Origin of the sequence: Lacimicrobium sp. SS2-24 (assembly GCF_002201535.1) — a bacterium.
GTDB lineage: Bacteria > Pseudomonadota > Gammaproteobacteria > Enterobacterales > Alteromonadaceae > Lacimicrobium.
This window is the reverse complement of sequence record NZ_NIWW01000007.1, coordinates 13,598-39,785: the sequence shown is the minus strand read 5'-3', so window position 1 is coordinate 39,785 and position 26,188 is coordinate 13,598. Positions and strand designations below refer to the sequence as shown.

General features: G+C 50.8%; 29 protein-coding genes. 10 read left to right on the top strand and 19 right to left on the bottom strand.

What is annotated here, in order from left to right:
- Position 1: 1 nt before the first annotated feature.
- The 5 genes from CCY32_RS12295 to CCY32_RS12275 are packed head-to-tail and all read right to left on the bottom strand — an operon-like array spanning position 2 to position 3,781.
- Positions 2–634, bottom strand: coding sequence for an SCO family protein (locus CCY32_RS12295; RefSeq protein ID WP_088331138.1), 633 nt, complete (start codon positions 632–634; stop codon positions 2–4).
- A complete protein-coding gene (gene cyoE / locus CCY32_RS12290) occupies positions 631–1,545 on the bottom strand; it encodes a heme o synthase (protein ID WP_088331136.1) in 915 nt (304 codons plus the stop codon). The genes CCY32_RS12295 and cyoE overlap by 4 nt, the downstream gene beginning before the upstream one ends.
- 8 nt (positions 1,546–1,553) lie before the next feature.
- Positions 1,554–2,531 (bottom strand): COX15/CtaA family protein, encoded by a 978-nt coding sequence (locus CCY32_RS12285; protein ID WP_088331134.1) that lies wholly within the window; start codon positions 2,529–2,531, stop codon positions 1,554–1,556.
- 10 nt (positions 2,532–2,541) lie between these two features.
- A complete protein-coding gene (locus tag CCY32_RS12280) occupies positions 2,542–3,093 on the bottom strand; it encodes a hypothetical protein (RefSeq protein ID WP_088331132.1) in 552 nt (183 codons plus the stop codon).
- Positions 3,077–3,781 carry an SURF1 family protein gene (locus CCY32_RS12275; protein ID WP_141096228.1) on the bottom strand — a complete coding sequence of 235 codons (705 nt, stop codon included), beginning with the start codon at positions 3,779–3,781 and terminating at the stop codon, positions 3,077–3,079. The genes CCY32_RS12280 and CCY32_RS12275 overlap by 17 nt, the downstream gene beginning before the upstream one ends.
- A gap of 42 nt (positions 3,782–3,823) precedes the next feature.
- Here CCY32_RS12275 and CCY32_RS12270 point away from each other — a divergent pair, with 42 nt between their 5' ends.
- Positions 3,824–4,036, top strand: coding sequence for a DUF2909 domain-containing protein (locus tag CCY32_RS12270; RefSeq protein WP_088331126.1), 213 nt, complete (start codon positions 3,824–3,826; stop codon positions 4,034–4,036).
- A 36-nt stretch (positions 4,037–4,072) separates the two neighbouring features.
- Here CCY32_RS12270 and CCY32_RS12265 read toward each other — a convergent pair whose 3' ends face one another.
- From CCY32_RS12265 to lexA, 5 genes are all read right to left on the bottom strand, one after another.
- Positions 4,073–4,954 carry a cytochrome c oxidase subunit 3 gene (locus CCY32_RS12265; protein WP_088331124.1) on the bottom strand — a complete coding sequence of 294 codons (882 nt, stop codon included), beginning with the start codon at positions 4,952–4,954 and terminating at the stop codon, positions 4,073–4,075.
- Positions 4,955–4,966: 12 nt separating this feature from the next.
- Positions 4,967–5,524: a cytochrome c oxidase assembly protein gene (locus CCY32_RS12260; RefSeq protein WP_088331122.1), complete on the bottom strand. Its 558-nt coding sequence runs from the start codon at positions 5,522–5,524 to the stop codon at positions 4,967–4,969.
- Between the two features lie 4 nt (positions 5,525–5,528).
- On the bottom strand, positions 5,529–7,118 hold the full coding sequence (gene ctaD / locus CCY32_RS12255) for a cytochrome c oxidase subunit I (RefSeq protein ID WP_088331120.1): 1,590 nt from the start codon (positions 7,116–7,118) through the stop codon (positions 5,529–5,531).
- Between the two features lie 10 nt (positions 7,119–7,128).
- On the bottom strand, positions 7,129–8,259 hold the full coding sequence (gene coxB / locus CCY32_RS12250) for a cytochrome c oxidase subunit II (RefSeq protein WP_088331118.1): 1,131 nt from the start codon (positions 8,257–8,259) through the stop codon (positions 7,129–7,131).
- A 320-nt stretch (positions 8,260–8,579) separates the two neighbouring features.
- Positions 8,580–9,206 (bottom strand): transcriptional repressor LexA, encoded by a 627-nt coding sequence (gene lexA, locus CCY32_RS12245; RefSeq protein ID WP_088331116.1) that lies wholly within the window; start codon positions 9,204–9,206, stop codon positions 8,580–8,582.
- A gap of 140 nt (positions 9,207–9,346) precedes the next feature.
- Between lexA and plsB the strand changes: the two genes are divergently transcribed.
- Entirely contained in the window at positions 9,347–11,770 is a 2,424-nt protein-coding gene (gene plsB, locus CCY32_RS12240) for a glycerol-3-phosphate 1-O-acyltransferase PlsB (RefSeq protein ID WP_088331114.1), read from the top strand.
- Positions 11,771–11,839: 69 nt separating this feature from the next.
- On the opposite strand, the gene ubiA is transcribed toward plsB, so the two are convergent.
- Both ubiA and CCY32_RS12230 read right to left on the bottom strand, forming a co-directional pair.
- Complete coding sequence (ubiA, locus tag CCY32_RS12235) at positions 11,840–12,691, bottom strand: 4-hydroxybenzoate octaprenyltransferase (protein WP_088331112.1); 852 nt, start codon at positions 12,689–12,691, stop codon at positions 11,840–11,842.
- Complete coding sequence (locus tag CCY32_RS12230; protein WP_088331452.1) at positions 12,688–13,224, bottom strand: chorismate lyase; 537 nt, start codon at positions 13,222–13,224, stop codon at positions 12,688–12,690. The genes ubiA and CCY32_RS12230 overlap by 4 nt, the downstream gene beginning before the upstream one ends.
- 188 nt (positions 13,225–13,412) lie before the next feature.
- On the opposite strand from CCY32_RS12230, the gene CCY32_RS12225 reads away from it, so the two are divergent.
- Positions 13,413–13,808, top strand: coding sequence for a flagellar basal body-associated protein FliL (locus tag CCY32_RS12225; RefSeq protein WP_088331110.1), 396 nt, complete (start codon positions 13,413–13,415; stop codon positions 13,806–13,808).
- Here the strand turns inward: CCY32_RS12225 and glpG are convergent.
- Genes glpG through kbl form a run of 4 tightly spaced genes read right to left on the bottom strand, consistent with a single transcriptional unit; the run spans position 13,783 to position 17,175 of the window.
- Entirely contained in the window at positions 13,783–14,634 is an 852-nt protein-coding gene (gene glpG, locus CCY32_RS12220; protein ID WP_088331108.1) for a rhomboid family intramembrane serine protease GlpG, read from the bottom strand. The two genes, CCY32_RS12225 and glpG, sit on opposite strands and share 26 nt — an antisense overlap.
- Entirely contained in the window at positions 14,634–14,957 is a 324-nt protein-coding gene (gene glpE / locus CCY32_RS12215; RefSeq protein WP_088331106.1) for a thiosulfate sulfurtransferase GlpE, read from the bottom strand. The genes glpG and glpE overlap by 1 nt, the downstream gene beginning before the upstream one ends.
- On the bottom strand, positions 14,957–15,982 hold the full coding sequence (gene tdh, locus CCY32_RS12210) for an L-threonine 3-dehydrogenase (protein WP_088331104.1): 1,026 nt from the start codon (positions 15,980–15,982) through the stop codon (positions 14,957–14,959). The genes glpE and tdh overlap by 1 nt, the downstream gene beginning before the upstream one ends.
- On the bottom strand, positions 15,979–17,175 hold the full coding sequence (gene kbl, locus CCY32_RS12205) for a glycine C-acetyltransferase (protein WP_088331102.1): 1,197 nt from the start codon (positions 17,173–17,175) through the stop codon (positions 15,979–15,981). Before kbl ends, tdh begins: the two co-directional genes overlap by 4 nt.
- Before the next feature lie 175 nt (positions 17,176–17,350).
- On the opposite strand from kbl, the gene waaA reads away from it, so the two are divergent.
- Together waaA and CCY32_RS12195 are read left to right on the top strand one after the other, a co-directional pair.
- Positions 17,351–18,688: a lipid IV(A) 3-deoxy-D-manno-octulosonic acid transferase gene (gene waaA, locus CCY32_RS12200; protein WP_246840607.1), complete on the top strand. Its 1,338-nt coding sequence runs from the start codon at positions 17,351–17,353 to the stop codon at positions 18,686–18,688.
- 180 nt (positions 18,689–18,868) lie between these two features.
- Positions 18,869–19,228 carry a hypothetical protein gene (locus CCY32_RS12195; RefSeq protein WP_088331100.1) on the top strand — a complete coding sequence of 120 codons (360 nt, stop codon included), beginning with the start codon at positions 18,869–18,871 and terminating at the stop codon, positions 19,226–19,228.
- A gap of 74 nt (positions 19,229–19,302) precedes the next feature.
- Here CCY32_RS12195 and CCY32_RS12190 read toward each other — a convergent pair whose 3' ends face one another.
- On the bottom strand, positions 19,303–20,286 hold the full coding sequence (locus CCY32_RS12190) for a glycosyltransferase family 4 protein (RefSeq protein WP_088331448.1): 984 nt from the start codon (positions 20,284–20,286) through the stop codon (positions 19,303–19,305).
- Positions 20,287–20,580: 294 nt separating this feature from the next.
- Between CCY32_RS12190 and CCY32_RS12185 the strand changes: the two genes are divergently transcribed.
- The 5 genes from CCY32_RS12185 (at position 20,581) to coaD (ending at position 24,754) form a co-directional block, all read left to right on the top strand.
- Positions 20,581–21,300, top strand: a complete 720-nt coding sequence (locus CCY32_RS12185; protein WP_168171509.1) for a 3-deoxy-D-manno-octulosonic acid kinase — start codon at positions 20,581–20,583, stop codon at positions 21,298–21,300.
- Between the two features lie 69 nt (positions 21,301–21,369).
- The gene (locus CCY32_RS12180; protein ID WP_088331096.1) at positions 21,370–22,788 is read left to right on the top strand and encodes a capsule assembly Wzi family protein; all 1,419 of its coding nucleotides are present in this window, start codon (positions 21,370–21,372) and stop codon (positions 22,786–22,788) included.
- 11 nt (positions 22,789–22,799) lie between these two features.
- Positions 22,800–23,195: an adenylyltransferase/cytidyltransferase family protein gene (locus tag CCY32_RS12175; RefSeq protein ID WP_088331094.1), complete on the top strand. Its 396-nt coding sequence runs from the start codon at positions 22,800–22,802 to the stop codon at positions 23,193–23,195.
- Positions 23,192–24,220 carry a CDP-glycerol glycerophosphotransferase family protein gene (locus tag CCY32_RS12170; RefSeq protein WP_088331092.1) on the top strand — a complete coding sequence of 343 codons (1,029 nt, stop codon included), beginning with the start codon at positions 23,192–23,194 and terminating at the stop codon, positions 24,218–24,220. The genes CCY32_RS12175 and CCY32_RS12170 overlap by 4 nt, the downstream gene beginning before the upstream one ends.
- Before the next feature lie 45 nt (positions 24,221–24,265).
- A complete protein-coding gene (coaD, locus tag CCY32_RS12165) occupies positions 24,266–24,754 on the top strand; it encodes a pantetheine-phosphate adenylyltransferase (RefSeq protein WP_088331090.1) in 489 nt (162 codons plus the stop codon).
- A gap of 33 nt (positions 24,755–24,787) precedes the next feature.
- Here the strand turns inward: coaD and mutM are convergent, their stop codons facing one another.
- Together mutM and CCY32_RS12155 are read right to left on the bottom strand one after the other, a co-directional pair.
- Positions 24,788–25,600 carry a bifunctional DNA-formamidopyrimidine glycosylase/DNA-(apurinic or apyrimidinic site) lyase gene (mutM, locus tag CCY32_RS12160; RefSeq protein ID WP_088331088.1) on the bottom strand — a complete coding sequence of 271 codons (813 nt, stop codon included), beginning with the start codon at positions 25,598–25,600 and terminating at the stop codon, positions 24,788–24,790.
- Entirely contained in the window at positions 25,600–26,061 is a 462-nt protein-coding gene (locus CCY32_RS12155) for a hypothetical protein (RefSeq protein WP_088331086.1), read from the bottom strand. Before CCY32_RS12155 ends, mutM begins: the two co-directional genes overlap by 1 nt.
- Positions 26,062–26,188 lie beyond the last annotated feature (127 nt).

The following is a 26,188-nucleotide window of genomic DNA, read 5'->3' as shown; positions in this document are numbered from 1 at the left end:
GTTATGACCCGGTTATCACCGGCATATCGTCAACAATGTGCTGAGGATTGACCACCGCCATCTCCCCGGGCATCAGTGTTGGTGTGAAGCGCCCTATCACCTGGGCCTGAGGATTGATAATAACCACCGACGCACTGTGATCCACAAGGTAATCAGGATTATCCGTGCTATCGGCCATGGCATACATCATCCCCAATGCGCGAACAAAGGGAAACAACTGCGGGTGGTCTGCGGTGGCCGCGATAAATTCGGGGTTAAAGAAATTGATGTACTCATTAAGACGCGCTGGCGTATCGCGTTTAGGGTCGACCGATAGCAACATGATCTGAATCGGGTGCTGGGTCGACAGCTGTTGCAGCTGAGGGTAAACACGGGTCAGCTCTGCTAACGTGGTGGGGCAGATATCCGGGCAATAGGTGTATCCGGTAAACACCAGAGTCCAGTGATCACGCAGGCGCTCCTCACCAAAAGATGCACCACTTTGATCTACCAGCGTAAAGTCGGGCAACGTGCGTGGCTGAGGATAGAGTTTCGCGTGTTCAGCGGTCGCCGGCGGCGAAAGATGCACTGATAGATAGAGTCCTCCCGCTAACGCAAGACCCAGTAACAAGACAATAAGAACTTTCTGTTTCATAGCGTTATCTTAAAGTAGTGATCCACCAACAGCACCAAAAACAGTACCATTAAGTGCACAATAGAAAATCTGAATGTTTTCATTGCAGTGTGTTCATCAGCATTAAACTTCAGACGCAGGGCATAATACAAAAAGCCCACATTCAGCACGCTGGAGCCAGCGAAGTAGATGAGTCCCGTCATACCCACCAGATAAGGCATCAGGCACACGATGGCCAACAAAATGGTATACAGCAACACCGAGGTTTTGGTAAAGGCAACACCGTGAGTCACAGGTAGCATGGGAATCTGAGCACGGGCATAGTCTTTTTCTCGGTGTATCGCCAGAGCCCAGAAATGCGGCGGGGTCCAGATAAAAATAATCAAAACCAGCAACAAGGCATGAGGGTGAATCTCACCGGTAATAGCCGTCCAGCCCAGTAAAGGTGGGGCTGCGCCGGCGAGTCCACCAATCACAATATTTTGTGGCGTTGCCCGTTTCAGGTACATGGTGTAGACCATGGCATAGCCGACCAGGCTAGCCAGGGTGAGCAGCGCGGTCAGCCGGTTAACCCAGACCTCCAGTACCAGGTAACCTGCAACAGCGAGCACTGTGGCGAAGATCAGCGCTCGCTTCGGGCTGACTTTTCCTTTAGGTACCGGGCGGTTAAAGGTTCTGGCCATCTGCGCATCAATACGTCGGTCCATTACATGATTAATGACCGCCGCTGCAGAAGATAATGCACCGATGCCGAGCAGGCCTGCTAGCAACGGTTGCCAGGGCAACCATCCGGTTGTCGACAAACACATACCCACCAACGCGGTCAGCAGCAACAACAACACCACGTTGGGCTTTGTCATTTCATAGTAGTCGCGCCAGGAAGCACCTGAAAGTGAATCATGAGGCTGAGCTGCAGTAGCCGATTTAGCCATTCTGCCTCCTAAGTTTTTCTAAACAGACTGTAATTAATCATGACCATTACCAGTAACAGGCAGGCCCCGACAAGGTTGTGAGAAACTGCCACCCACAACGGCAGGCTGAACACTACATTACTCACACCCAGGGCCACCTGCAAACCGAGAACAAGTACCAGGATTATCGCCAGCTTTCTGAATAAGGCTGAAGAGGCTTTTGAGTAAAGACGTATAGCAAACCAACACAAATATAAAAAAGTGAACAATGCACCGAATCGGTGAGCGACATGCATAGTCATGCGCTCAGGATAACTGTGTGTGCCGTACTCATAATTATGCGCTTCACCGATGGAGTAGGCTCCGGCAAAGTCCAGCTTCTGCGCCCAGTCGCCTTCGCAGACTGGCATTTGTGTGCAGGCCAGGGCAGCGTAATTGGCCGACACCCATCCGCCCAGTGCAATCTGTAGAATAACAATCAGCATACCCAGAATACCGTAGCGGGCCAGTGGCCTGAGATTGGCATCACCGCCAGGTATACGGTATTCGGTCAATCTGAGGTAAAGCAAAAACAAGCAGGATAAGACGGTAAAGCCACCAAGCAGATGCCCCATCACCACCACAGGCTGGAGTTTCATTGTGACCGTCCACATGCCCAGCAGAGCCTGAAATATCACCAGGCAGAGCAACACCAAAGGCAGCTTTTTCGGCCGGTTGGGCTGGCGTTCAAACATACTGCGCAGCGCTATAATCAGTATTAGCAGACCCAGAGCCCCGGCAAAATAGCGATGGATCATTTCGTTCCAGGCCTTATGTGCTTCAAAAGGACGCTCGGGAAAAGCCTGCTCCGCCTGCTCAATATGCACTTCGTGCTTAGGGACCGATAAAAAACCGTAGCAGCCAGGCCAGTCAGGACACCCCAGTCCGGCATCAGTAAGCCGCGTAAATGCTCCCAGGGCCACCACCATTACAGCAAGAATCAATGACACCAGTACTAGTTTTTTCATCTTTGTTCCCCTAACCAATCCGCGATAATTTGAGCAACTTACGCAGATCGGCCAAAATGTTACGGCTGTCTAATACAGCCTGTTCTTTTTCTTCTGCCACCGGATACCGCAAAATCACATTATTCAGCGTATCAACCAGGAAAATACCCTCACTGGAGGGAGCGTTAAATACACTGCGGATTTGATCCGGGTCAGCGCTGACCATGCGTACCTGGGTATATTCGGCAAGCTCTTCTTGCACCTTACCCTGGTGGTCGGTCGGCACCACTACCACTGCCTCTGCGCGATGTTGCTCACGGCCCAGGGCCTTCCACACCTGATGAATGCTGTAGAGGGCATTGTCACAGACCTGCTCACATTGCTGCGGCATTAAATAAAGAATCCGCCAGCTTGTCCGGGTATCCAAAGAGGATAAATCCAGGGTGGGGTTTAACAACTCACCGTGATTGGTTGCCGCCTTATTAAACCAGTTAAATTCAAGGGCAAGCTTTGCCAGAATAACCGGTATGAGAAACGCCAAGAAGACTAATATCAATACCTTTCGATTAGAGGTCAGTTTCATCCACCCTTCCTTTATTCTTTTTATATAAGGCCACTAAAAATATCGTCAGGCAGGCCGCTGCCAGGCCAAACCATTGTATGGCGTAGCCATAATGTTTTTCCGGAGGCATCACAACGGGCTTCCAGTTGTTATAGTACCCGTAGGATTGTGAGTCTGTCACCTGCATCACAAAAGGCAGTAATCCCAGCCCCAGATGCGACTCCAGCCATTGCATATCCACTTGCTGAATTCGACGTGGCCAGCGGTTCCCCTCTTCACTATGCTCACGCACCATTAAGTTGACTTCCGGTTGCACAACCACCCCCTGCAGTGTGACCATACCTTTGGGTAACGCGACCTGGGGCAATTGAGCGCGGTATTCAGGGGCGGGTGTCCATCCCAGATTGACCAGCAGCTTACCATAAGAGGTCGTCAGGATACCCAGGACTTCGTAACCTACCTGTCCCTCGTAGATTCGATTATCCCACAACAGGATTTTACCATCCTCGAATCGGCCGGTTGCCTCTATAGGCACATCACGCAGATCTGCACCTGATAGGCGGATTTCTGCGAGACGACTATGTCCCTGTTGCTGACGCGCTGAAATTTGCTCGATACGCCGCTGCTTCTGCTCTGCTCTGTCCAATTGCCAGAACCCCAGCCAGGTCATGACACCGACCGCAAGAAGTGTCACTATGGTGGCTATCAAGGGGAATTTACTGAGTTGGCTTAGCACAACAGGAGATCGCGCTTGTTTATCAAAATCATTCTTGTCTGTTTATTGGTCTTCATGATTTTCAATCTCTTCAGGGCTATGAAAATCATGCTAAAGGGTGAATCAGATCAGCAACATTCAATGACCAAATTTATCGGCCGACGTGTACTGACCTCCGTGGTCATTATGTTGTTGATTTTATTTGCGCTGGCCATGGGCTGGATTACTCCCAACCCCAGACCCTACTAAACACAGACAGGCTCCCTGCAGGGAGCCCATCGTACCCTAGAGAATATACACAAACACAAACAAGATAACCCACACCACGTCTACAAAGTGCCAGTACCAACTGGTAGCCTGAAACGCAAACTGGTTTTCTTTGTTAAAGTGACCCTTGAGCACACGGAAAAACATGATGATTAACATCAGCGTGCCCAGTGTCACATGCAAACCATGAAAACCGGTCAGCAGGAAAAAGGTATTACCGTATACGCCTGAAGTCAGTGTCAGACCTAAGTCCCGGTAGGCGTGCACATACTCTTCTACCTGTAGGAAGAGGAAGATAAGGCCAAGTACAATGGTGATACCAAGAAACAGCTTGAGGCGACCACGTTTACCTTCTTCAAGCGCCACGTGGGCAAAGTGCGCGGTAACCGATGAAATCAACAGAATCGCGGTATTTATCAGTGGTAAGCCCATCCACCCCATCGCCTGCGTAGTAGTACCATCAGGTGTGGTAGTCAAAGGCCAGATGGCCTCAAAACCTGGCCACAATACTGCGTTGGTCATGGCGTTATTGGATTCGCCAGCCAACCAGGGTACAGCGATCATGCGGGTGTAAAACAAGGCGCCAAAGAAGGCGGCAAAAAACATTACTTCAGAGAAAATAAACCAGCTCATGCCCTGGCGGTATGAACGGCCCAACTGAGCACTGTATTTACCGGCCATGGATTCCTCAATCTGATCTCTGAACCAGCCCACCAGCATCACCAGTAACACCAGCAAGCCAGCGGTGAGGATCCAACCACCAAAGCCCTCTTTCCCTCTTGTGGATTCCACCACAAAGTTACCGGCCCCAACCGCAATTAAAAACAGCGCTACGGCGCCAACAATGGGCCAGGCACTCTGCGCGGGCACATAGTATTTTTCGTATTGTTGCTCTGACATCTCGCTCTCCGTTTAGCCGCGGTTCATCGCCACAGTAGATGTCCCTGTCACGTCATACAAAGTATAGGACAGAGTAAAAACCTTAATATCCTCAGGCAGCTGAGGGTCCACATAAAACTGCATCGGCATAAGGGCTTCTGCGCCCGCCTTTAGCGGCTGCTGTTCAAAACAGAAACATTCCGTCTTATTCAGGTACAACGCCGCCGTTCCCGGTGATACAGACGGAATGGCCTGGCCAATGATGTCTCTGCCCGTTGGGTTACGGACATAAAACTCAACCGTTTTCAGCTCACCAGGATGTACCTTGATACGATGCGTGCGTGCTTCAAAATCCCAGGGCATGCCAGATTGATTACGGGTGATAAATTCCACCGTAATCTCGCGGCTGGTATCCACATCCGTATTCACGTCATAAGTCGCGGCATAGGGATTGGTTTTGCCATTAATGCCTGTAATGTCACAGAACACGTCGTATAAAGGTACCAGTGCAAAACCAAAACCGAACATGCCGATGACAATTGCCACCAGCTTTATCACCATCCGATTATTACTTTGCGACTGCTCCGTCATAGTCCTATTTCACCTCTGGCGGGGTTTCGAAGGTATGATACGGAGCCGGTGAAGGCACTTCCCATTCAAGACCCTCTGCGCCATCCCAGACCTGAGCCGTAGCGGGTTCACCGATCTTGCGACTGGCTTTAATGATCAAGGCCAGGAAGATCAGCTGAGACAGACCAAAGGCAAAGCCTCCAATACTGATCCACTTGTTGAAGTCAGCAAACTGCAGGGCATAATCCGGAATCCGTCTTGGCATTCCAGCAAGACCAACGAAGTGCATTGGGAAGAAGAGCAGGTTGACAGATATCAACGAGCACCAGAAATGCCACTGGGCCAGTGTCTGGTCATACATCTTTCCGCACCACTTAGGCAACCAGTAATACACCGCAGCCATAATCGAGAAGACCGCGCCGGTAACCAGTACATAGTGGAAATGGGCCACCACGAAATAGGTATCATGATACTGGAAGTCCACCGGTGTTATGGCCAGCATCAACCCGGAGAAGCCACCAATGGTAAACAGCACGATAAACGCCAGCGCGAACATCATTGGCATTTCGTAGCTGATTGAACCCCGCCACATTGTGGCCACCCAGTTAAAGACTTTCACCCCGGTCGGCACCGAGATGAGCATGGTGGCAAACATAAAGAACATTTCAGCAAACAACGGCATGCCTGTTGTAAACATATGGTGGGCCCACACGATAAAAGACAGCAATGCAATGGATGCCGTGGCATACACCATAGAGGAGTAGCCAAAGAGTTTCTTGCGGGAAAAGGTAGGCACGATGTGAGAGATAATGCCGAAGGCCGGCAAAATCATAATATACACTTCAGGGTGCCCGAAGAACCAGAATATGTGCTGGAACAGTACCGGGTCACCACCACCGGCGGCGTCAAAGAAGCTGGTACCAAAGTACTTATCTGTCAGTACCATGGTCACCGCACCCGCGAGTACCGGCATCACGGCAATCAGCAGGAAGGCAGTGATTAGCCAGGTCCAGACGAACATGGGCATCTTCATCCAGGTCATACCCGGCGCACGCATATTGAAGATCGTCACAATCACGTTAATCGCACCCATGATGGAGGAAATCCCCATGATGTGAACGGAAAACACAAACAACGCGGTGCTGTCGTTACTGTAAGTGGTCGACAGCGGAGCATAGAAGGTCCAGCCAAAATTCGGCCCACCGCCCTCAAGAAACAAAGAGGCCAGGAGAATCAGGAATGCGCCGGGCAGAATCCAGAAGCTCCAGTTATTCATGCGTGGCAGGGCCATATCCGGCGCGCCAATCATCAGCGGCACCATCCAGTTCGCAAGGCCCGTAAAGGCCGGCATAACCGCCCCAAACACCATAATCAGGCCATGCACTGTGGTCATCTGATTAAAGAAGTTTGGCTCTACAATCTGTAATCCTGGCTGAAACAACTCTGCACGGATAACCATTGCCATGGCGCCGCCCACCAAGAACATGATAAAGGCGAACCACAGGTACAGGGTACCAATGTCTTTATGGTTGGTGGTTAACAGCCAACGCATTATTCCCGCTGGCTTGTGGTCATGATGCTCATCATGATGAAGATCGTCTGCAACACTACTCATCATAATCCTCCTAGTTGCCAGTAATTAATGCGTTAACGTCTTTAGCCTGCACCGTTTCACCGGTGTTATTGCCCCAGGCATTACGTTCATAGGTGATAACGGCTGCCAGCTCTTTGAGACTGAGCTGCTTACCAAAGGCCTGCATAGACGTTCCGGAAACGCCATTCACTACAATATCAATGTGCTTCTGCATATCATTGATAGCGATATCACTGCCTTTCAACGCAGGGAATACACCCGGCAAGCCTTCACCATTTGGCATATGGCACGCGGCACACGCAGACTGATAGACCTGCTTACCGACATCCATTAGCTCATCCATTTCCATATTCATGGCCAGTAACTTCTGCTCTTCCTCTTTGGCTTTAAGCTGCTTCGCTTCTTCCTCGGCCAGCCAACGCTGATATTCAGCAGGTTCTTTGGCAATTACCACCACTGGCATGAAACCATGGTCTTTACCGCACAGCTCAGCACATTGACCGCGATAGATACCGGGCTCGTTAACTTTCGTCCAGGCCTCATTAATAAAGCCGGGGTTGGCATCTTTTTTCACAGCAAAGTCAGGTACCCACCAGGAGTGAATCACATCGTCGGAGGTGATCAGGAAACGCACTTTTTGGCCGGTAGGAATGACCAGTGGACGGTCAACTTCAAGGAGATAGTTCTCTCCCTTATCGAATTTATTGGCGATCTGCTCAGGTTGTGTGGCCATCAAAGAATAAAAGTCCACGTCATGATCCATGTACTTGTAATGCCACTTCCATTGCGAACCGGTGACCAACACCGTGACATCCGCCTCCGAGGTGTCTTCCATTGCGATCAGTGTTTTAGCAGCAGGTATTGCCATGCCCACAAGGATCAGAAAGGGAACAATGGTCCAGGCCACTTCGACTTTGACACTCTCGTGAAAATTGGCAGGTTTGGCGCCCTTGGATTTGCGATGAAAAATCATCGCATACAGCATGGCCCCGAATACCACTACACCAATCACGACACAGATGTAAAAAATCGTCATATGCAGGCCATACACCTGCTCGCTGATATCCGTAACCCCTTGTCTGAGGTTAATATCGGATCGTTCAGCGACAGCGACGCTGCTTGCTAAAGTCGCACAGATCGCGGTCAAGACACCTTTGCCCACGTGACGTCTCCTCTGTCAGAAATGAACTCAACCCGATGACAAATACCTGTTTGGCATCGGAAAGCAACATGACACTGAATATAAAAATAATGTCATGTCATTGTTATATTTTTGTTGCAATGTATAAGAATTACTCAAGCAAGGGGGTGGAGTCCAGCCTTTTCTGCACTTGAGTCAATCGATCGCTCAACATTTAGGCGACAAAGACGTGGCAGCTTGGATAAGCTAACTTACTAATTTGATTGATTTTTGAGGTGAGTATTGGAAAGAAAGGCCCACCTTGAGGGGGCCAGACACAAAACGGTTCATTATTTGCGGGTTTAAAGCCAGTCGGCATTGCGGATGATTCCCACCCCAATCCCTTCGATACTAAAGGGCTGCGAGGCTAAATCAACTTTTATGGGGGCAAACTCTTCATTTTCGGCGTGCAAGAGAATTTCACTGCGTCCACGGCGCTCTAATCGCTTTACGGTCACTTCATCATCGACCCTGGCGACAACCACCTGGCCATTGTGCACATCCAGGGTTTTGTGCACCGCCAGCAAATCGCCGTCCAAGATACCGATGTCTTTCATGCTCATTCCCTGCACGCGCAACAGATAGTCAGCCCGCGGTTTAAACAGATCAGGCGCTACCTGGTAATGAGTCTCGATATTTTCCTGGGCAAGAATGGGTTCGCCCGCGGCCACTTTACCAATCAACGGCAAGCCCTCCTCTTCGGCGACCTCATCCAGCGGCATATTCAGGCGAATGCCTCTGGAGGTTCCCGGCAAAATTTCAATGACACCTTTGCGGGCAAGCGCCTTAAGGTGCTCCTCGGCCGCATTGGCGGAGCGAAAACCCAATGTTCTGGCGATCTCCGCGCGAGTTGGCGGCATCCCCGTGTGCACCATGGTGTCTTTTATCAGTTGAAGAACTTCTTCTTGTCTTGGAGTTAGCGCGCGCATAAGCCTGTTTTTCCATACAGTTTTACTGTCAGTATATCCAGTTATTCGGTTCGTGCAAGTGGGTCAGGGACAAGTTTTGCAAGCCGTGCTATGCTTTCGCCAATTTTCTAGCCATGAATCTTCCCAGAGGAACTCACCAGATGCACTGGTTGCACAGGTTATTACTCACTCTTATCAGTTTGCCCACGCGCTTATTAGTCTCAACAAAAGTGATTCCTGCGAATCTGATCACTGAGCTGGGTATCGATACCACGAAACCGATCATTTATCTGTTGCATACCCACTCGGCCACGGACCTGCTCGCATTACAGCAAGCCACACGACAAGCTGGCCTTGCGGATCCGACTGAGCCTGTGACCCTTGGCGGTGAAAAGCGCCCCGCTTGTCTGTACCTGGAGCAACCACAAGGGCTGTTCAGTCGTCGCGTCAAACAGACTTCTGTGCTGCAGGACTTTACACGTATTCTGGAATTACAGCAGGATGATGATCAACTGGACGTGCAAATTGTGCCGGTATCGGTCTTTTGGGGCCGGGCACCAGAAAAATCCAAACCCGGCTGGTCTGATTTACTTGCGGATCGCGCCTCACCGAGCTGGCTGAGAAAGTTTTTTATTGTTCTTTTTCTGGGTCGCGACAATTTCGTCACCTTCAGTAGGGCTGTGTCTTCTCAGCGGGTTGCGCAAGAGTCAGGCGACCATGCTCTGGTGGCGCATAAACTCATTCGCGTTGCGCGGACCCACTTCTATCGTAAAGTCCAATCCATGACCGGCCCGTCCAGCGTGGATAAACACCAACTGTACAATGCCGTACTCGGCGCCAGGGCCGTCAAGCAAGCCATCGCCGAAGAACAGCAGAGCAAAAAAATTACAGCCGAACAAGCCAGAGATAAGGCTAAGGAATATCTGAAGGAGATCGCGGCAGACTATCGCGAAGGCATCATCCGCTTTGGTGACAGACTGCTGACCCGGGTCTGGAATAAAATTTACAACGGTATCGATGTAAGCCACGCCGCCAAAGTCAGAGAACTGGCGCAAAAAGGCCATGAGATTATTTACGTTCCCTGCCATCGCAGCCACATGGATTATTTATTGCTGACCTATGTGATCTACCACGAAGGACTGGCCACCCCGCACATCGCGGCCGGTATTAACCTTAATTTCTGGCCGGTGGGCGGTATCTTCCGGCGCGGCGGAGCCTTCTTTTTACGACGCAGTTTTGCGGGTAACAAGCTCTATACCGCGGTTTTCAGGGAATACCTTGAGCTACTTTTCGACAGAGGTTATCCGGTGAAATACTACCCTGAAGGGGGGCGCAGCCGCACCGGAAGATTGCTGCCTCCGAAAACAGGCATGCTGGCGATGACCCTGCAAGCGATGCTCAAGGGCGTCAAGCGCCCGGTCAGCATTGTGCCGGTCTATCTCGGATATGAGAATGTCATGGAACTGGGCAGCTACCTCAATGAATTGAAGGGAAAGAAAAAACAGAAGGAATCTTTTCTACAGGTTTTTTCCGCGATAAAAAAACTGAAGAACTACGGACATGGTTTTCTCAGTTTCGGCGATCCCATATCTCTGAACCAGTATCTGGATCAGCAGGTGCCGACCTGGCGTAATGATGCCCATGAGAAGAAGCCCACATGGCTGACACCTACGGTCAATCACCTGGCGCATCAGGTAATGTGCCGAATCAATCAGGCGGCCTCCGTCAGTGGCATGTCACTGGTATCACTGGCCCTGCTGGCGTGCAAAAACCACACGGCATCGGAATCTGAATTGACTGCGAACCTGGATCATTTACTGCAGCTGTTGCGGGATGCGCCTTTCAGTGAGCTATGTGTAATACCGCAGATCTCTGGAGAGGAGCTTCTAAGCAGTACTCTGGCCCTGAAAAAGCTACAGGTTCAACGCGATAGTTTCGGACGCATTATCTCATTAGATGAACGCCTGGCGGTCACCCAGACTTACTATCGTAACAACATCCTGCACCTGTTTGCGCTTCCCGGACTTGTGGCAGCCAGCATTGCAGGGAAGGGAGCAGAGAAAAAGCAAGTGCTCACTACTGTAGAGCTTCTTTACCCCTTATTAAGTAAAGAGCTGTTTATCTATATGTCGGTAGAGCAGGCCACAGACTACGCTGAAACACTGATCAAATGCATGAAGACACTGGGGCTTATCCGCCAGCAGGGCCGTAAACTGGTGGTGACTGAACACACGGGCAGTGGCTTTGGCACCTTAGCGATCCTTAACCGCACCATACAACCTACGTTGCAGCGCTACGCGATGGTGTTGAATGTATTACAACGAGAACGTTCACTGAGTCGTGCCGAACTGGAAAGACAAAGCCGAGAGCTGGCTGAACACCTTTGCACCATAACCGGTATCGACGCGCCGGAGTTCTACGATAAGACCCTCTTCTCAACCTTTATTCAGTCGCTTAAGGATAATAAGTGGGTCGATGCCAGCACGGAAGGTTCCATACAGTATTCAGAAAAAAGTGAAGCGCTGCAGACGCTGGTGATGGAGCACATATCCCCGGATGTGGCGCAAAAGCTGACGCATCTGTAGGTCGGTAAAAGGTCTTTTAGGCTATCCAGTGTTATACGAAAAGGAGACGTCGTAGAGGCTGTCCGCTCGCTAAAAGCTCAGGTCTGCAACCAACCCCAGGGTAACCAGCAGCCCCACATAATGATTGTTCAAAAATGCGCGGAAACAGCGTTCACGCTGGCGTTGGGCAATCAGTGTTTGCTGATAGATAAACAGCAGCCCGGCGCCCAGGCAAGACAGGTAATACAACGCGCTCAGATTGAGCAGTTCACCTAACCAGATTAACAGCACCAGGGTTGTCAGTTGCAGTAACCCTATGATGACCCTGTCGTAGCGACCAAACAGTATGGCAGTGGATTTCACCCCAATGTGCATATCATCTTCCCTGTCCACCATCGCGTATTGCGTATCGTATGCCACGATCCAGAGTAAATTTGCCAGGTACAAAATCCAGCTCCACCAGGGCAGACTCTGCGAAGTAGCCATAAACGCCATGGGAATAGCCCAGCTGAATGCTGCGCCCAGGACAACCTGAGGTAAGTGCGTATACCGCTTCATGAAGGGATAACAGGCTGCCAGAAACAGCGCACCTACGGATAACAAAATGGTTTGCCAGTTCAGCAGTAGCACCAGGACAAAGGACAAAAAAACCAACACGCCAAACAGCATCAATGCCTGCCTCGGTGTCACGTCTCCTGCTACGATGGGGCGTTGTGAAGTACGTCTGACCCTGCCATCGATATGACGGTCTGCATAATCATTAATCACACATCCGGCAGAACGCATGAGAAAAACGCCCAGCGTGAAGATCATCAGCAATGACCAATGGGGAGTGCCCCCTTCCGCTAGCCACAATGCCCAATACGTAGGCCACAACAACAGGTAAATACCGATAGGTTTATCCACGCGCATTAAACGCAGATACCCACTCAACTGGTTCATAGCCGCTTCCCCCTAGCCATCAGCTTATAGGCCGGACTCTGCGGAAGAAAAATCTCAGCCACCATCAACTGCCATTGCTGAAATCTGAAAAGCGACCGTCTTCCCCACAGCGGGTGGTAAGTGTTCAGACCGAGCTGCTGACATAACCTGTGATCGGGCGCCAGACAGGTCAGCTGAAAAGGCTGTCGAACAAAGCGTGAGTCATTGAATATCAAGCGACCCAGGGGTTGATCGCCCAGTGCGGAGAATTCTGACTGGTTAGCTTCACACAGTGCGACAGGCAACAGCGAACGCGCAAACACCCAGGGCTGTTGCTCTGCACACAGCAAGACTTCTCGGACCACGTAGTCCGTGTCGGGATCCATGCATTCTCGCTCGTTTTCCATCAGCGGTGCCCGCTTCTGACCAATCACATTAACCCGAAAATCACGGCAATGTGACTGTAAACGCTCGGTCAGTGAGCCGGTGTCCAGTAACCAGTTTTTCAAATGAAAATCCGGCACCTGGCACAGTTCGGGTTGCGACCACTGCACGGGCAGCGTTAAGGGAAATCTGGTGGTTAAACTTAACAAAACAGCAATCGGGTCGATAAAGTAGCCAGCATGATACCTTTGCGCCCGCTCACCGGCAAATACCCTGACATTTTTAAGCGGATTAGTGGAGCGCCCCTCGTCATTGCTGGTAATATGAGCTTACAGAGTAACGCGGATGATGAATTACCATGGTGTCTAAAAAATGGCTGACAATCGGCCTGATTATAGCTCTATCCTGTTTCCACAAAGCGGCATCAGCCTATGCCTATTTTGGGCTGGAACCGGACATTGTGACCAACTACCTGAGTTCGAACAGCCGCAAACTGGGTTATGTCAGGGTCACGGTGGAGTTGATGCTCGAAGATGAGTCACAACTCGAAGTGGTTGCCCATCACGCCCCACTATTACGTTCTACCACCATTGATATTTTTGGTCGTCAGCCAGAAGAGAAAATAAAGTCTCTGACCGGGCGTGAGGAAATTCGTCAGCTTTGTTTGCAAACACTGCAGGAACAGATGAAACGCGAGACCGGCTCAGCGATGGTCAAAGATGTGATCTTCACGAAGTACCTTTATCAGGGCTGAAGCGGGTATACAACACGGCCAGTATACAACCGCTGATGAGCCCCACGGTATGGGCGGTGTTGGCCATTTTAACCCAAAGCATGTCGGTGTAGCCAAATACCAACCACAGCAATATAAAGCCCACTAGGGGCTTTGAGAGACTCAACCCCCAGCCGGGTCTCAGCCACCCGCACCACCACACAAAACCCATCACCCCATAGACCACCCCGGAAAGCCCTCCGAAGTTGGGACCTGATGACAGGAACTGAGCGTAATTGGAGAGTAACGCCGTCAGCACAAAGATAATCACCAGGTGTCGACTCCCCAGACATCGCTCTATCTGACTGCCGAGTAAGCCCCACCAGAGCAAATTGAAAACGATATGCAACGCCGAAAAGTGCAGAAACGCCGGACCCAGCAATCGCCACCATTGGTGGGTTTCCAGAAGTTGCGTAACAGGCTGAAACATCAGGGTTCGATGCAACTGTGCAAAGCCGCCCATGATGCTGCCAAGGTACACCAACAGACATATCACTAAGGCAGCACTGGTAACAGGACTTAACAATGCGCGTTTCAGCATTGGTAGCCACGAAATGATCGTCTGCTCCTGCATAGATACGGCATCGCCTTGCTGCCAGGCAGCCTGCTGATATTTTTGGTCCTGGGGATGGCGCAGGAACTCTTCCACCAGACTGCGGGCCTCTGTCAGACGGGTGGCCTCATGCAATTCCAGTGCATGAGGGTGTTCCTCCTGAGTCATCCGGTAGCGCACATCTATGCCCTGCTGTTGCAGATAGTTACCCAGCAGGCGAGCATCCTGCTCGCGGGAAAAGGCGATTAACAACATCAGGACGTCGCGCTGACAACAGGAAACTGTAGTCGCCAGGCTTCGAACCCGCCGTCCAGGCTGTACACTTCGCTATAGCCTTGCTGAACCAGAAACTGCGCCGCTTGCTGACTGCTGTTGCCATGGTAACAACAAACAATCACCGGCGTAGTGGTGGGCGTCTCATCCATAAAGCGTTGCAGATTGTCATTATTTAAATGCAGGGCTCCGTCAATGTGCGCCGACGCATAGGATTGTGGATCGCGGATATCCACCAATACCGCCTCGCCAGCCGACAGCTTGCTATTTGCAGCTAAAATATCGAGATGTTGAAAAGAGGTCATTATTGCCAACTCAGAATGACTTTGCCGGATTGGCCGGACGCCATGGTTTCGAAACCCTGTTCGAAGTCATTGATATCAAAACGATGGGTAATGATCGGGCTGAGATCCAAACCACTTTCGATCAGGCTCACCATTTTATACCAGGTCTCGAACATTTCACGACCATAAATACCTTTGATCACCAAGCCCTTAAAGATCACCTGATTCCAGTCTATTGCCGTGTCACCAGAGGGAATACCCAGCATGGCAACTTTACCACCGTGGTTCATTTTACTGAGCATTTCTCTGAAGGCCGACGCCACCCCGGACATTTCCAGGCCTACATCAAACCCTTCAGTCATGCCCAGTTCGTCCATCACATCTGCCAGTTTCTCGTTGCTGACGTTAACAACCCGGGTGGCACCCATTTTCTTGGCCAGCTGCAGGCGATATTCGTTCACATCGGTAATCACCACGTGGCGAGCCCCTACATGCCTGGCGACTGCCGCCGCCATAATACCAATGGGGCCTGCACCGGTAATCAGTACATCTTCTCCAACCAGGTCAAATGACAGTGCGGTGTGTACGGCATTACCAAAAGGGTCAAATACCGATGCCAGATCATCAGAAATATGTTTAGGGATTTTAAAGGCATTAAACGCCGGAATAACCAGGTATTCGGCAAAAGCTCCGGGACGATTGACACCCACGCCATAGGTATTGCGACATAGGTGGCGTCGCCCTGCCCGACAATTGCGGCAATGACCGCAGGTAATGTGGCCTTCTCCGGAGACGCGATCACCCACCGCAAAACCGGTCACTTCCTGTCCCATTTCCACCACTTCACCTACATACTCATGCCCCACCACCATCGGCACCGGAATAGTGGCCTGCGACCATTCATCCCAATGGTAAATATGCATGTCTGTACCACAAATGGCGGTCTTGCGAATTTTTATCAGCAGGTCGTTATGACCCACTTCAGGCTTTTCAGCGTCGGTTAGCCAGATACCGGGCTTGGCATGTAACTTTGACAAGGCTCTCATGATATGACTCCCAGCTCTTTGCCCACATCTATAAAGGCATCAATGGCTTGATCCAACTGCGCCCTGGTATGCGCGGCAGACATTTGAGTACGGATTCTGGCTTGTCCTTTAGGTACCACAGGAAAAGAAAAGCCGATGACATAAATGCCCTTCGCCAGCATTTTTTCTGCCATTTCGCTGGCCAGTCTCGCATCACCCAACATCACCGGAATAATGGCATGGTCTGCTCCTGCGAGGTTGAAACCCGCCTCTGTCATGCGTTGACGGAAGTACTGACTGTTTTCTTTGAGCTTATTGCGCAGTTCGCCACCGCCAGACAATAACTCCAGCACTTTAATCGATGCAGACACAATGGCCGGGGCCAGTGAGTTGGAAAACAAATAAGGTCGAGAGCGCTGACGCAACCAGCTTACGATTTCCTTACTGGCAGATGTGTATCCGCCTGACGCGCCACCCAGCGCTTTACCCAATGTACCGGTGAGAATGTCGACCCGCCCCATTACGTCGCAAAACTCGTGGCTGCCGCGGCCTTGCTCACCCACAAATCCTACAGCATGAGAGTCGTCCACCATTACCAGGGCATTGTATTTGTCTGCCAGGTCGCAAACATCCTTAAGGCGTGCAATCACACCGTCCATAGAAAAGACACCGTCAGTGGCAATCAACTTATACCGGGCACCATCCGCCTGGGCTTGTTGCAGCTGTTTCTCCAGATCATCCATGTCGTTATTGGCATAACGATAGCGCTTGGCTTTACAGAGTCTCACACCATCAATGATACTGGCATGGTTAAGTGCGTCTGAGATAATGGCATCTTCAGGTCCCAACAGGGTCTCAAACAGACCGGCATTCGCATCAAAACAGGAGGAATACAGTATGGTGTCTTCCATCCCCAGAAACTCACTGAGCTTATTTTCGAGTTGTTTGTGAATGTCCTGAGTACCGCAAATAAAACGTACGGAAGCCATGCCAAAACCATGAGAATCAAGACCCGCTTTTGCCGCCTCGATCAGATCCGGATGGTTCGCCAGACCCAGATAATTATTGGCACAAAAATTCAGCACATGCGCTGCATCAGTCAGGCTAATATCGGCCTGTTGCTGTGAACTGATGATCCGCTCGCTTTTAAAGAGTCCCTGCTCACGCACCTCATCCAGTTGCTGCTGCAGGTAGTCATTGAAACCTTGATTCATTTGCTGCTCCATTACCGTAGTGAGCTAGCATTGTAAAAGACATAGCGGACAAAGGTATAGATCCCCGGGTCAAAATAGCGACGCAGCAACTGTACAGTCAGACAGACTGTCGCCAGATGCAGGCGAGGTAGAGCAAAGTCTGATAAAGTACTTGGCTGACAATCGGTATATAACTATGATGCAAAAGCACTCCACGACCATTCCCCGCGCCATATACACCCTTAGCCTGATTGCTTACACCCTGCTGTGGGTTGTGCTCTCTCCCTTGCTGGCCGGCGTAATGCTGCGTCGCGGAAACCACAGTCGCTTGCAGGAAATAAAGCGATTACCGGAACGGTTCGGTTTTTCACCTTCACAACAAGAGCAAAGTGATTATTTGTTTCACTGCGTCTCTGTGGGAGAGGTGGTTGCCGCCACGCCGTTGATTCGCCAGCTGCAAGCGACGGATCCGAATCTGCGCATTACCGTTACCACCACCACCGCCACGGGCTCACAACGTGTGCAGGACACCTTCGAAGACAGCGTAAACCATGCTTACCTGCCCTTCGACATGCCCTGGACCATGAGCAATATGCTAAAACGTATTAAGCCCAAACAGGTGGTGATCGTGGAAGTCGAGCTTTGGCCGAATATGATCCGCAGTTGTTGGTGCAGAAACATCCCGGTTACCGTTGTTAACGGGAGAATGACGGACCGTTCAGCGTCCCGCTATCAGAAGCTCAGGGCCTTATTTACTCCCACGCTGACGCGAATAACCCGGGTTTGTGCACAGGGGCAACGGGATTATGACAACTACCTTGCACTTGGCGTGGTAGAGGGCAAACTCGTATTGACCAACAATATGAAATTCGATCTGCAGCCTCAAAGTGACAAACTATTAGGTAAAACGTTGCGCGAACGATACGGGGTAAACGGACGTCCTGTCATCATAGGAGGCAGTACCCATGCACCGGAGGAAACCCTGTTACTAAAGACCTACGGGCAGTTAAAAGCTGATTTTCCGGATTTATTGCTGGTGCTGGTGCCAAGACACCCACAGCGGTTTGACGCCGTTTACCAGCTCTGCCTGCAACAACAAAAGGACGTCATCAGAACCAGTCAGGGAGATCGTTGTCAAAGCACTACAGATGTGATGCTGGCCGACGAGATGGGCATGCTGTCTGAGCTTTATGCTATTTCAGATATTGCCTTTGTGGGTGGAAGCCTGTGTGACAGAGGGGGCCACAACGCCCTGGAGCCCGCACAATTGGGAATTCCCATTGTCATGGGCCCCTCACAGTACAATAACCCACAAATTTGTGCCGAACTGGAGACAAGCGGGGCGCTGGCGACAGCCCATGATGAAGACGAACTGCTGACGCTATGTCGGCATTGGTTGAGTCACCCTGAAGAAGCCAGCGATAAGGGTGCTGCCGGTCAGATCATCATTGCGCGCAATGCCGGTGCCGTAAAGGCCACGCTGGATGTTTTGCAACAACAGTCCCGGCGAGAGGGCGCCGTTAACAAGCCATAAATATGACACTGTTACAATTTGTCACTTGTAGTTGCAGCAAGATTCCGGTAGGTATTAGTCAGAACGTGAAGGATTAATTTACTGAACGTGTTAGGGCTGTGACAAGTCGACGAAGTAAGACATTGGCTTTACGTGGCAGCAAATTAAATACTGAGGTGTGCCTCAGCGAAGGAGATAGAAATGCAAAAATTGATCATTGGTTTAATGGTAGGTGGGGCCTTATTACTGGCCGGCTGCGCATCAAACCCTGAAGACAAATATGCCAGCATTGAGCATTTATCTGACACAGAGCGTAATCAGGCGCTAAAAGAGTGTTTTAAAAGTGACCTGGCGAAAGACGAGCGCCAAGACTGTCTGGCTCGTTATGCACCCGCCGAAGTGGGTTATCGCTGCGAACGCCGTCAGGTAACCGGAACCCGTTTTGGTGAAAGGGTTTGTACTACCCAGCGTCAGCGTGATGATGAACGCCAGCGTGCGAAAGAAACCATGCACCGTGTATCTGCCAACGGCGCCCACCTGAAAGGCCCTGAAGGCGGCTAATGACTGCCGAATGACTCTGAGGATGTGTCTTAACGGGTCCATCCTCATGAGTCCCTTCATTCTGCGTTAACGATTCATTGCAGCGTTTCAAAAAAGTCCAGGAGCTGACGGGCCTCCCTTTCAATACTGTAATGCTCGAGGACCCTCTCTCGTCCCTGTATACCCATTTCATGGGTACGCTGCAGATCAGATAACAAAGTGTCGAGTTTCTCTTTGATGGCCTGGATATCATTTACCGGTACCACGTAGCCATCGGTTCCTTCACGAATAATTTCCGGCCAGGCCCCTGCATCTGTCGCCAACACCGCCGCGCCTGCGCTCATGGCTTCCGGCACAGTCAGTCCAAATCCTTCATTATCGCTGAGTGCGGCCACCACCGATAATGCCGAAAATATTTGCGGAATGCGCTCGAACGGCAGCTCACCGGTAAAAACGATACGAGAAGAGAGGCCTGCAGTCTCCACTTCCTGTTTAAGCTCTTCCACAAAGTCACGGTGAGAAGAAGATATCGCCCCGACCACCACAGCGGTCACCTGGGGATAATCGGGCAGCACGTCGATACAGGCCCTGACAAAATGGTGCACGCCTTTTTGTTTGCGCACTCGTCCCAGTATACCGATACCGATCTGGCCACCATACCCTAGCGCCTGCCATGCTTCCTCTTTGTTCTGTGCAGGCTGGTAAAGGTGGCTCTGAATACCGTGAGGGATAACCTTATCAGGAGGATCAGCGAGGAAGCCCGCTGAACGCTGACTGACCGCTACAACGGCATCCATTTGGCGGGTAATCCAGACCGTGGATGCCGAGCGCTTACGCTGGGCTGCACTACTGAAGACAATTTTAATCTTGCTTCTGAAAACATAACGCAAAAGCAGCGCCTGAAGCATCTCATCAACCCGTCTGGCATGAAAAATTCTGTACTTACCGCTTTTAAGTGGTTTGCGGCACAGCCGCACCGTGTCCCAGAAACTGATATAGAGATCAGGATCCCTCAGGTGATGCTTGCCCATAATACGCAAATTGACCCATTTGCGCTGTTCTGCTGACACCTGCAACATGGTTGAGGTGACACCTGAAAAGTTGGAATTGGAATTACCCAATATTAAAGAAATTTCCTGCTCACCCTGTTCGTTCAGCACCTTAACCACCTGTTGTTATGACACAGATCCCTTGAGTGTAATGCGTTGTCAATTAAGGGTATTCCGGCCAGAATAAAATCAGCCTGAGAGTTTATCATGCCCGTAAAAAATACATAATATTGGCGCACATAGACGATTCCGCTCCACTATGCCCGAAACTCAAAGGACATGATAAGATGCGCACCATTGATGTCTTCAGCGCTGATGAGACTGATGGGGTTTAGAGAACATAACGAAACGCCCGGACACTGGTTTCTGTTTGATCAAAATATACCAACGGCTGTCGACAGTAAGCTTTTTCGCGCTGATTACTGGCAGTCCCTGGGCTTACTTTCAGGCACGGCGAAAGGCCGCGGTACAACGGTTTTTGTGCGCCCGCAGGAAGGTGAGCACTGGGCACTGCGACACTACTGCCGTGGTGGTCTGATCGGACGGCTTTGCCATGATCAGTTTATCTACACCGGGCGGGAAAACACCCGTGCCTGGCAGGAACTGCGCTTACTTAAATTCTTACGCCAACACAACATGCCGGTACCCGAGCCCATAGCGGCCCATATTATCCGGGTTGGCTGGACATATCGCGCCGATCTGATAACCCGAGTGATACCGAATAGCCGAGATTTACACCATATTCTTTGTGAACGCCCTTTAACCACAGAGCAATGGGTAAATACCGGAAAAGTGATTGCTCGCTTACATCAGCATCAGGTGTATCACCATGATCTTAATATTCGTAATCTGATGCTGGATGATCAGGACAACGTCTGGATTATCGATTTCGACAAATGTCGACGTCGCAATGGCGACAACTGGAAGAAGCAAAATCTGCAACGGTTGCATCGTTCTTTGCTAAAGTGTGCCAACAGCGAAGTCAACTGGTGTTGGCAGGAATCTGATTTTACACTGTTGTTGCAAGGCTACCAAACGTCCTGAAGTCATACCATCCTGCAACCGCTTATGTATAATTGCCGCTTTGTAACCAATCTGATGTGATCCTTTAGTATGCGTTTTTGCGGCCTGATTCTCTGTTGTCTGCTTTTCCCCGCTATTTCTTTAGCAAAAGGCCTCTCACCTTACCTGCCTTTGCAGTTGTCGCCGGAAATTGAATCACAGGTAGAGAAAGTCATGGCGCTCACGCCAGGTGCGCCATTGACCAAACCCTACAAGGCAGCAGATGTCTTGGCCCGCCTCCCTCAGTTGCAGTCCAGTCATCCGGGGCTGTATAAAAAGGTCAGTCGCTATCTTGAGCGTTTCAAACGTCGTGCCGGTCGCAGTCACAGTTCACTGGAACTGGCCACCGGGCAGGAAAGTAAAACCCTGCCCAATCGCCGGGGCATTGATGCGCAGTCCAGCTATGTCCTTGCCGCCGGTGGGTTTTATCAGCCTAATCCTTACATTATTGCGTCTGCTGGCATGGTGATGACCGATGACAGTGGCGGCCCGATTCACACCAACAGTTACATTGGCTTTGGTTTTGAATATGCTCAGGTGGAATTCGGATACCGGGAGCACTGGTTTTCGCCATTTCGCGATTCCGCCATGCTCGTCAGCACACAGGCACAAGCCTCCCCATCCATTACCATCAGTAATGCAACACCGATTACCGACTGGAATATCCGTTATGAGCTCTTTTATTCTAAATTGGAGCGGGTGGAAGGTATTCGCCTTGGCAATGAGTTTTTCGCAGGACACCCCCGCCAGGCAGGCCTGCACCTGAGTTTTACTCCCCTCAATTTCTGGACACTCGGTGTTAGCCGCACCTTTCAGTTCGGCGGTGGCGCTCGCGAAGTGGATATTTCCGATGTTTTTCAGGCGCTTTTTGACCCGGCCGGTAAAGATAATGTGGGCACGGTAACCGATGATCCCAATTTTGAGTTTGGCAATCAACAAGCCTCCTTTACCAGCAAACTGAATATTGAGCTTTGGGATATTAACTGGTCCTTCTATGGCGAAATTGGCGGCGAAGACACCGAAGGCGAGAAAAACTATAAACTGGGCAATGAGACCCTGTCTTTCGGTATCTTTTTACCGGATCTGACAGATGAAATCAGCCTGCGCGTGGAATATAACCGCTGGGATACACGCTGGTATGTCCATCACCTTTATCGTCAGGGTTACACTAATTTAGGGAATGTTATGGGCCACTGGGGGGGAGATGAACGGATTTTTAACGATGATCCCCCCGCCAAAGTCCTGTCAGCGTCAATGGAATACCTGCTTAATAACCAGTCACTCGTTTCAGCTACCCTGCGCACTATCAAGAATGAGGACACTGCCCGTTTTGATTATGTGCCCGGGTTCGAAGTTGAGCTCGATTACAGCTATGCTACTGACTCCGGGTTCTGGGGAGTCAGTCTGTATGCCGGTCGCGACACCCGGGACAACGATTTTAGCCGTCTGGCATTATTCTACCGCTGGTAGGGGCAGTTTTTATGAAACGCATCATCACCTTTGGCACCTTCGACGTTTTCCATGTAGGCCATGTTAATCTGCTTGAGCGGGCCAGAGCCTTGGGGGATTACCTGATCGTGGGGATATCCTCTGATCAACTCAATATCAGTAAAAAAGGGCGTGCGCCCATTTATCCCTACACCAGCCGGGCGAAAATCATCCACTCATTGCGTTTTGTTGATGAGATCTTCGAAGAGGAGTCTCTTGAGAAAAAAGCGCAATATCTGCAGTTATACAAGGCGGACATGTTGGTGATGGGAGACGACTGGAAGGGCCGCTTCGACCACCTCAGTGAGTATTGTGACGTGCACTATTTACCCCGCACCCCTTCCATCTCCACCACTGAGCTTATTGAAGTCATCAAGGAAGTACCTTGAACCACTACTTATTTTACATCTCTGAGAACTACGCCTTTGAGATATTGCGCCCTTTGCAAGCCGAAATCCGGCGACGTGGCCACAAGGTACACTGGTTTGTAGAGGGCAATGCTGTCAACCATCAGCTGTTTACTGCCGAGGAGTCGGTAGTAGATAACATAAAAGCCGTCATTGCCCTCTCACCACGAGCGGTATTTGTACCGGGCAATTACGTGCCAGACTTCATTCCGGGGTTAAAAGTGCAAGTTTTCCATGGCTTCGAATGGAAAAAGAAGGGGCACTACAGAATTCGTGACTGTTTCGACCTGTATTGCACACAGGGCCCCCTATTCACCCGAAAGTTTGAGCAGTTACAGGCACAACATCCTCACTTTCGGGTTCTGGAAACCGGTTGGCCCAAAACTGACCCGTTATTTTCCGTGCCGCCCTATTCCTGGCCAACAAAGGCCAGTGGACCACTCGTTGTGTATGCCCCGACCTTTTCACCGGCACTGACATCTGCCCCGGCCTTATTGGATAAGATTCAATCACTCTCACAACAGGGGAAGTGGCGCTGGCTAATCAAGTTTCATCCCAAGATGGATCCGGATTGGATAAAGGCCTATAAAGCCATACAACACGAATCATTGGTGGTAGCAGAGGACACGGCCATTAATCCACTGTTGCAGGCGGCTGACGTGATGGTGTCGGATACCTCTTCTGTAATTACTGAATTCTGTCTGCTGAAAAAACCCGTCATTACCTTTAATAACCTTCAGCCAGAGCCTCACCTATTCAACATCACCGATCCTCAGGCATTGCCAGATGCGATTGAACAGGCGCTGTCGCCATCAGAAAAATGGCAATCGGAGATTGAAGAAAACATCAACCAACTGCATCCTTATACGGACGGTCAGTCATCTGCCAGAGTCCTGGATGCCGCGGATTACGCCATCAGCCTGGGCAGAGATGGGCTTACTGACAAACCCGCCAACCTGATTCGTCAGCTCAAACTACGCTGGAAGCTGGGTTACTGGGGCCGCTAAACCTGTTAGGATGGGCGCAGTCAATAAAGTCATGTATCCATAATTATGCACACTAAAGCCATTTACCCCGGTACGTTCGATCCCATTACAAATGGTCATGCGGATTTAATTGAGCGCGCAGCCAACATGTTTACCCATGTCACGGTTGGCATTGCTGCCAATCCGAGCAAAAAGCCGTTATTTGATCTGAACGAACGGGTCGAATTGGCACAACAGATCACCGCACATCTCGACAACGTCGATGTGTATGGGTTTACCGGGCTGCTGGTTGATTTTGCCAGTAAGCACAAAGCGACCATACTGATACGCGGGTTACGGGCTGTGTCAGATTTTGAATATGAGTTTCAGCTTGCCAACATGAACCGGCGACTGAACCCAAATCTGGAAAGCGTATTTCTGACACCGTCAGAAGAGAATTCCTTTATATCCTCTACGCTTGTCAAAGAAGTGGCTTTACATGGTGGTGATGTGGGCGGGTTTTGTCACCCCATTGTCCAGCAAGCGCTGAAAAGCAAGTTTAAACAAAAAAACTGAGCCAACTGGGCGGCGCTCATAGACCAAAAGCTGTCATCGCTGGCAATGACGGCAATAAAAACTGTTGCGCTGGCCAATCACTACCGTACTGACCGGTTTTTCGCAGATCTGACAGGGCTCTCCGGCTCTGCCATAGATTCGCAATTGCTGAGCAAAATAGCCTGGCTTGCCATCGGCTTGCGCAAAATCCCGCAGCGTTGTGCCCCCTTGTTCTATCGCACTGCTCAGAACCTTTTTAATGGCATCGGCAAGTCGTTCATATCGGGACTTACTGACTCGTCCCGCCTGCCTTTTCGGATCAATACCGGCCAGAAAGAGCGCTTCATTAGCATAGATATTACCTACACCTACGACCACGGCATTGTCCATAATAAAGCTCTTTATGGCTTGTTTACGCCCCCGGGAATGTTCATAAAGCCGGGCCCCGGTAAACGCCGGGGTTAAAGGTTCAGGTCCCAGTCTCGCCAGCATCGGCAGAGGCGGTTCACCATGCTCTTGCCAGAGCACAGCACCAAATCGACGGGGGTCATTAAAACGCAGTGAATGGTGGCTATCCAGTACAATCAATACATGATCATGCTTTTGCAGGGGTTCAGACACGGGCAGCACCCTGAGCTTACCCGACATGCCAAGGTGCATAATCACACTGCCGGCCTGCGTGTCCAGTAACAGATATTTCGCTCGTCGACGAATGTCCACAATGGTATGCCCTTCAGCCTGATGCACCGCGGCAGGAACAGGCCAGCGCAACTGAGGTTGGCGCACGGATATCTCTTTGATGCGTTTTCCAATCATCAGCGGGCTGATCCCCAAACGGCTGACCTCAACTTCTGGCAACTCTGGCATCAGCGAATCTCCTCGGGTATCAGATCGTTGAGCGTATGGTTAACCGCCTCATATAAACGTCCCTGATGCTGAATCAGCACGGTCTGATTTTCGGGCTTCACCTCAAATACGACGCCCTGAGGCTGGCCAGCCAGCCAAACCACAACCACTGACGTGCCGGTTAACTTGGCGCCGGATAATGGCTCAACCACCAGTTGCTGCCAGTTATCTACGTGCTGAGCCAGTTGAGCTTCACTGAGCCCGGCACCGGGCCTCATACGCCAACCCGCGCCGATGCGTTCGATGGTATGAGCACCGAAGTCAATTTTCATCACCGGTACCTCTGCGGGTAACAGTGTTTGATGCGGTGAGGACGGGGTGGACTGGTTAAAGAACTCGCCGCTTTGATGGAATAACAAAATTAACAGCAAGGTGGCGAAAATCAGAACGTTGTTCCAGCCCCTTTTTGACAAACGGATCATAGGCCTTCAGGAATTGCCATGGTGTACGGCCATGGTATCAAAGAAACGATTCGCCAAGGTAGACTTCACAACAAAAAAGCCCGGCAATGCCGGGCTCTAATGGAGACAGGTTTTTCGCATCAGGCAT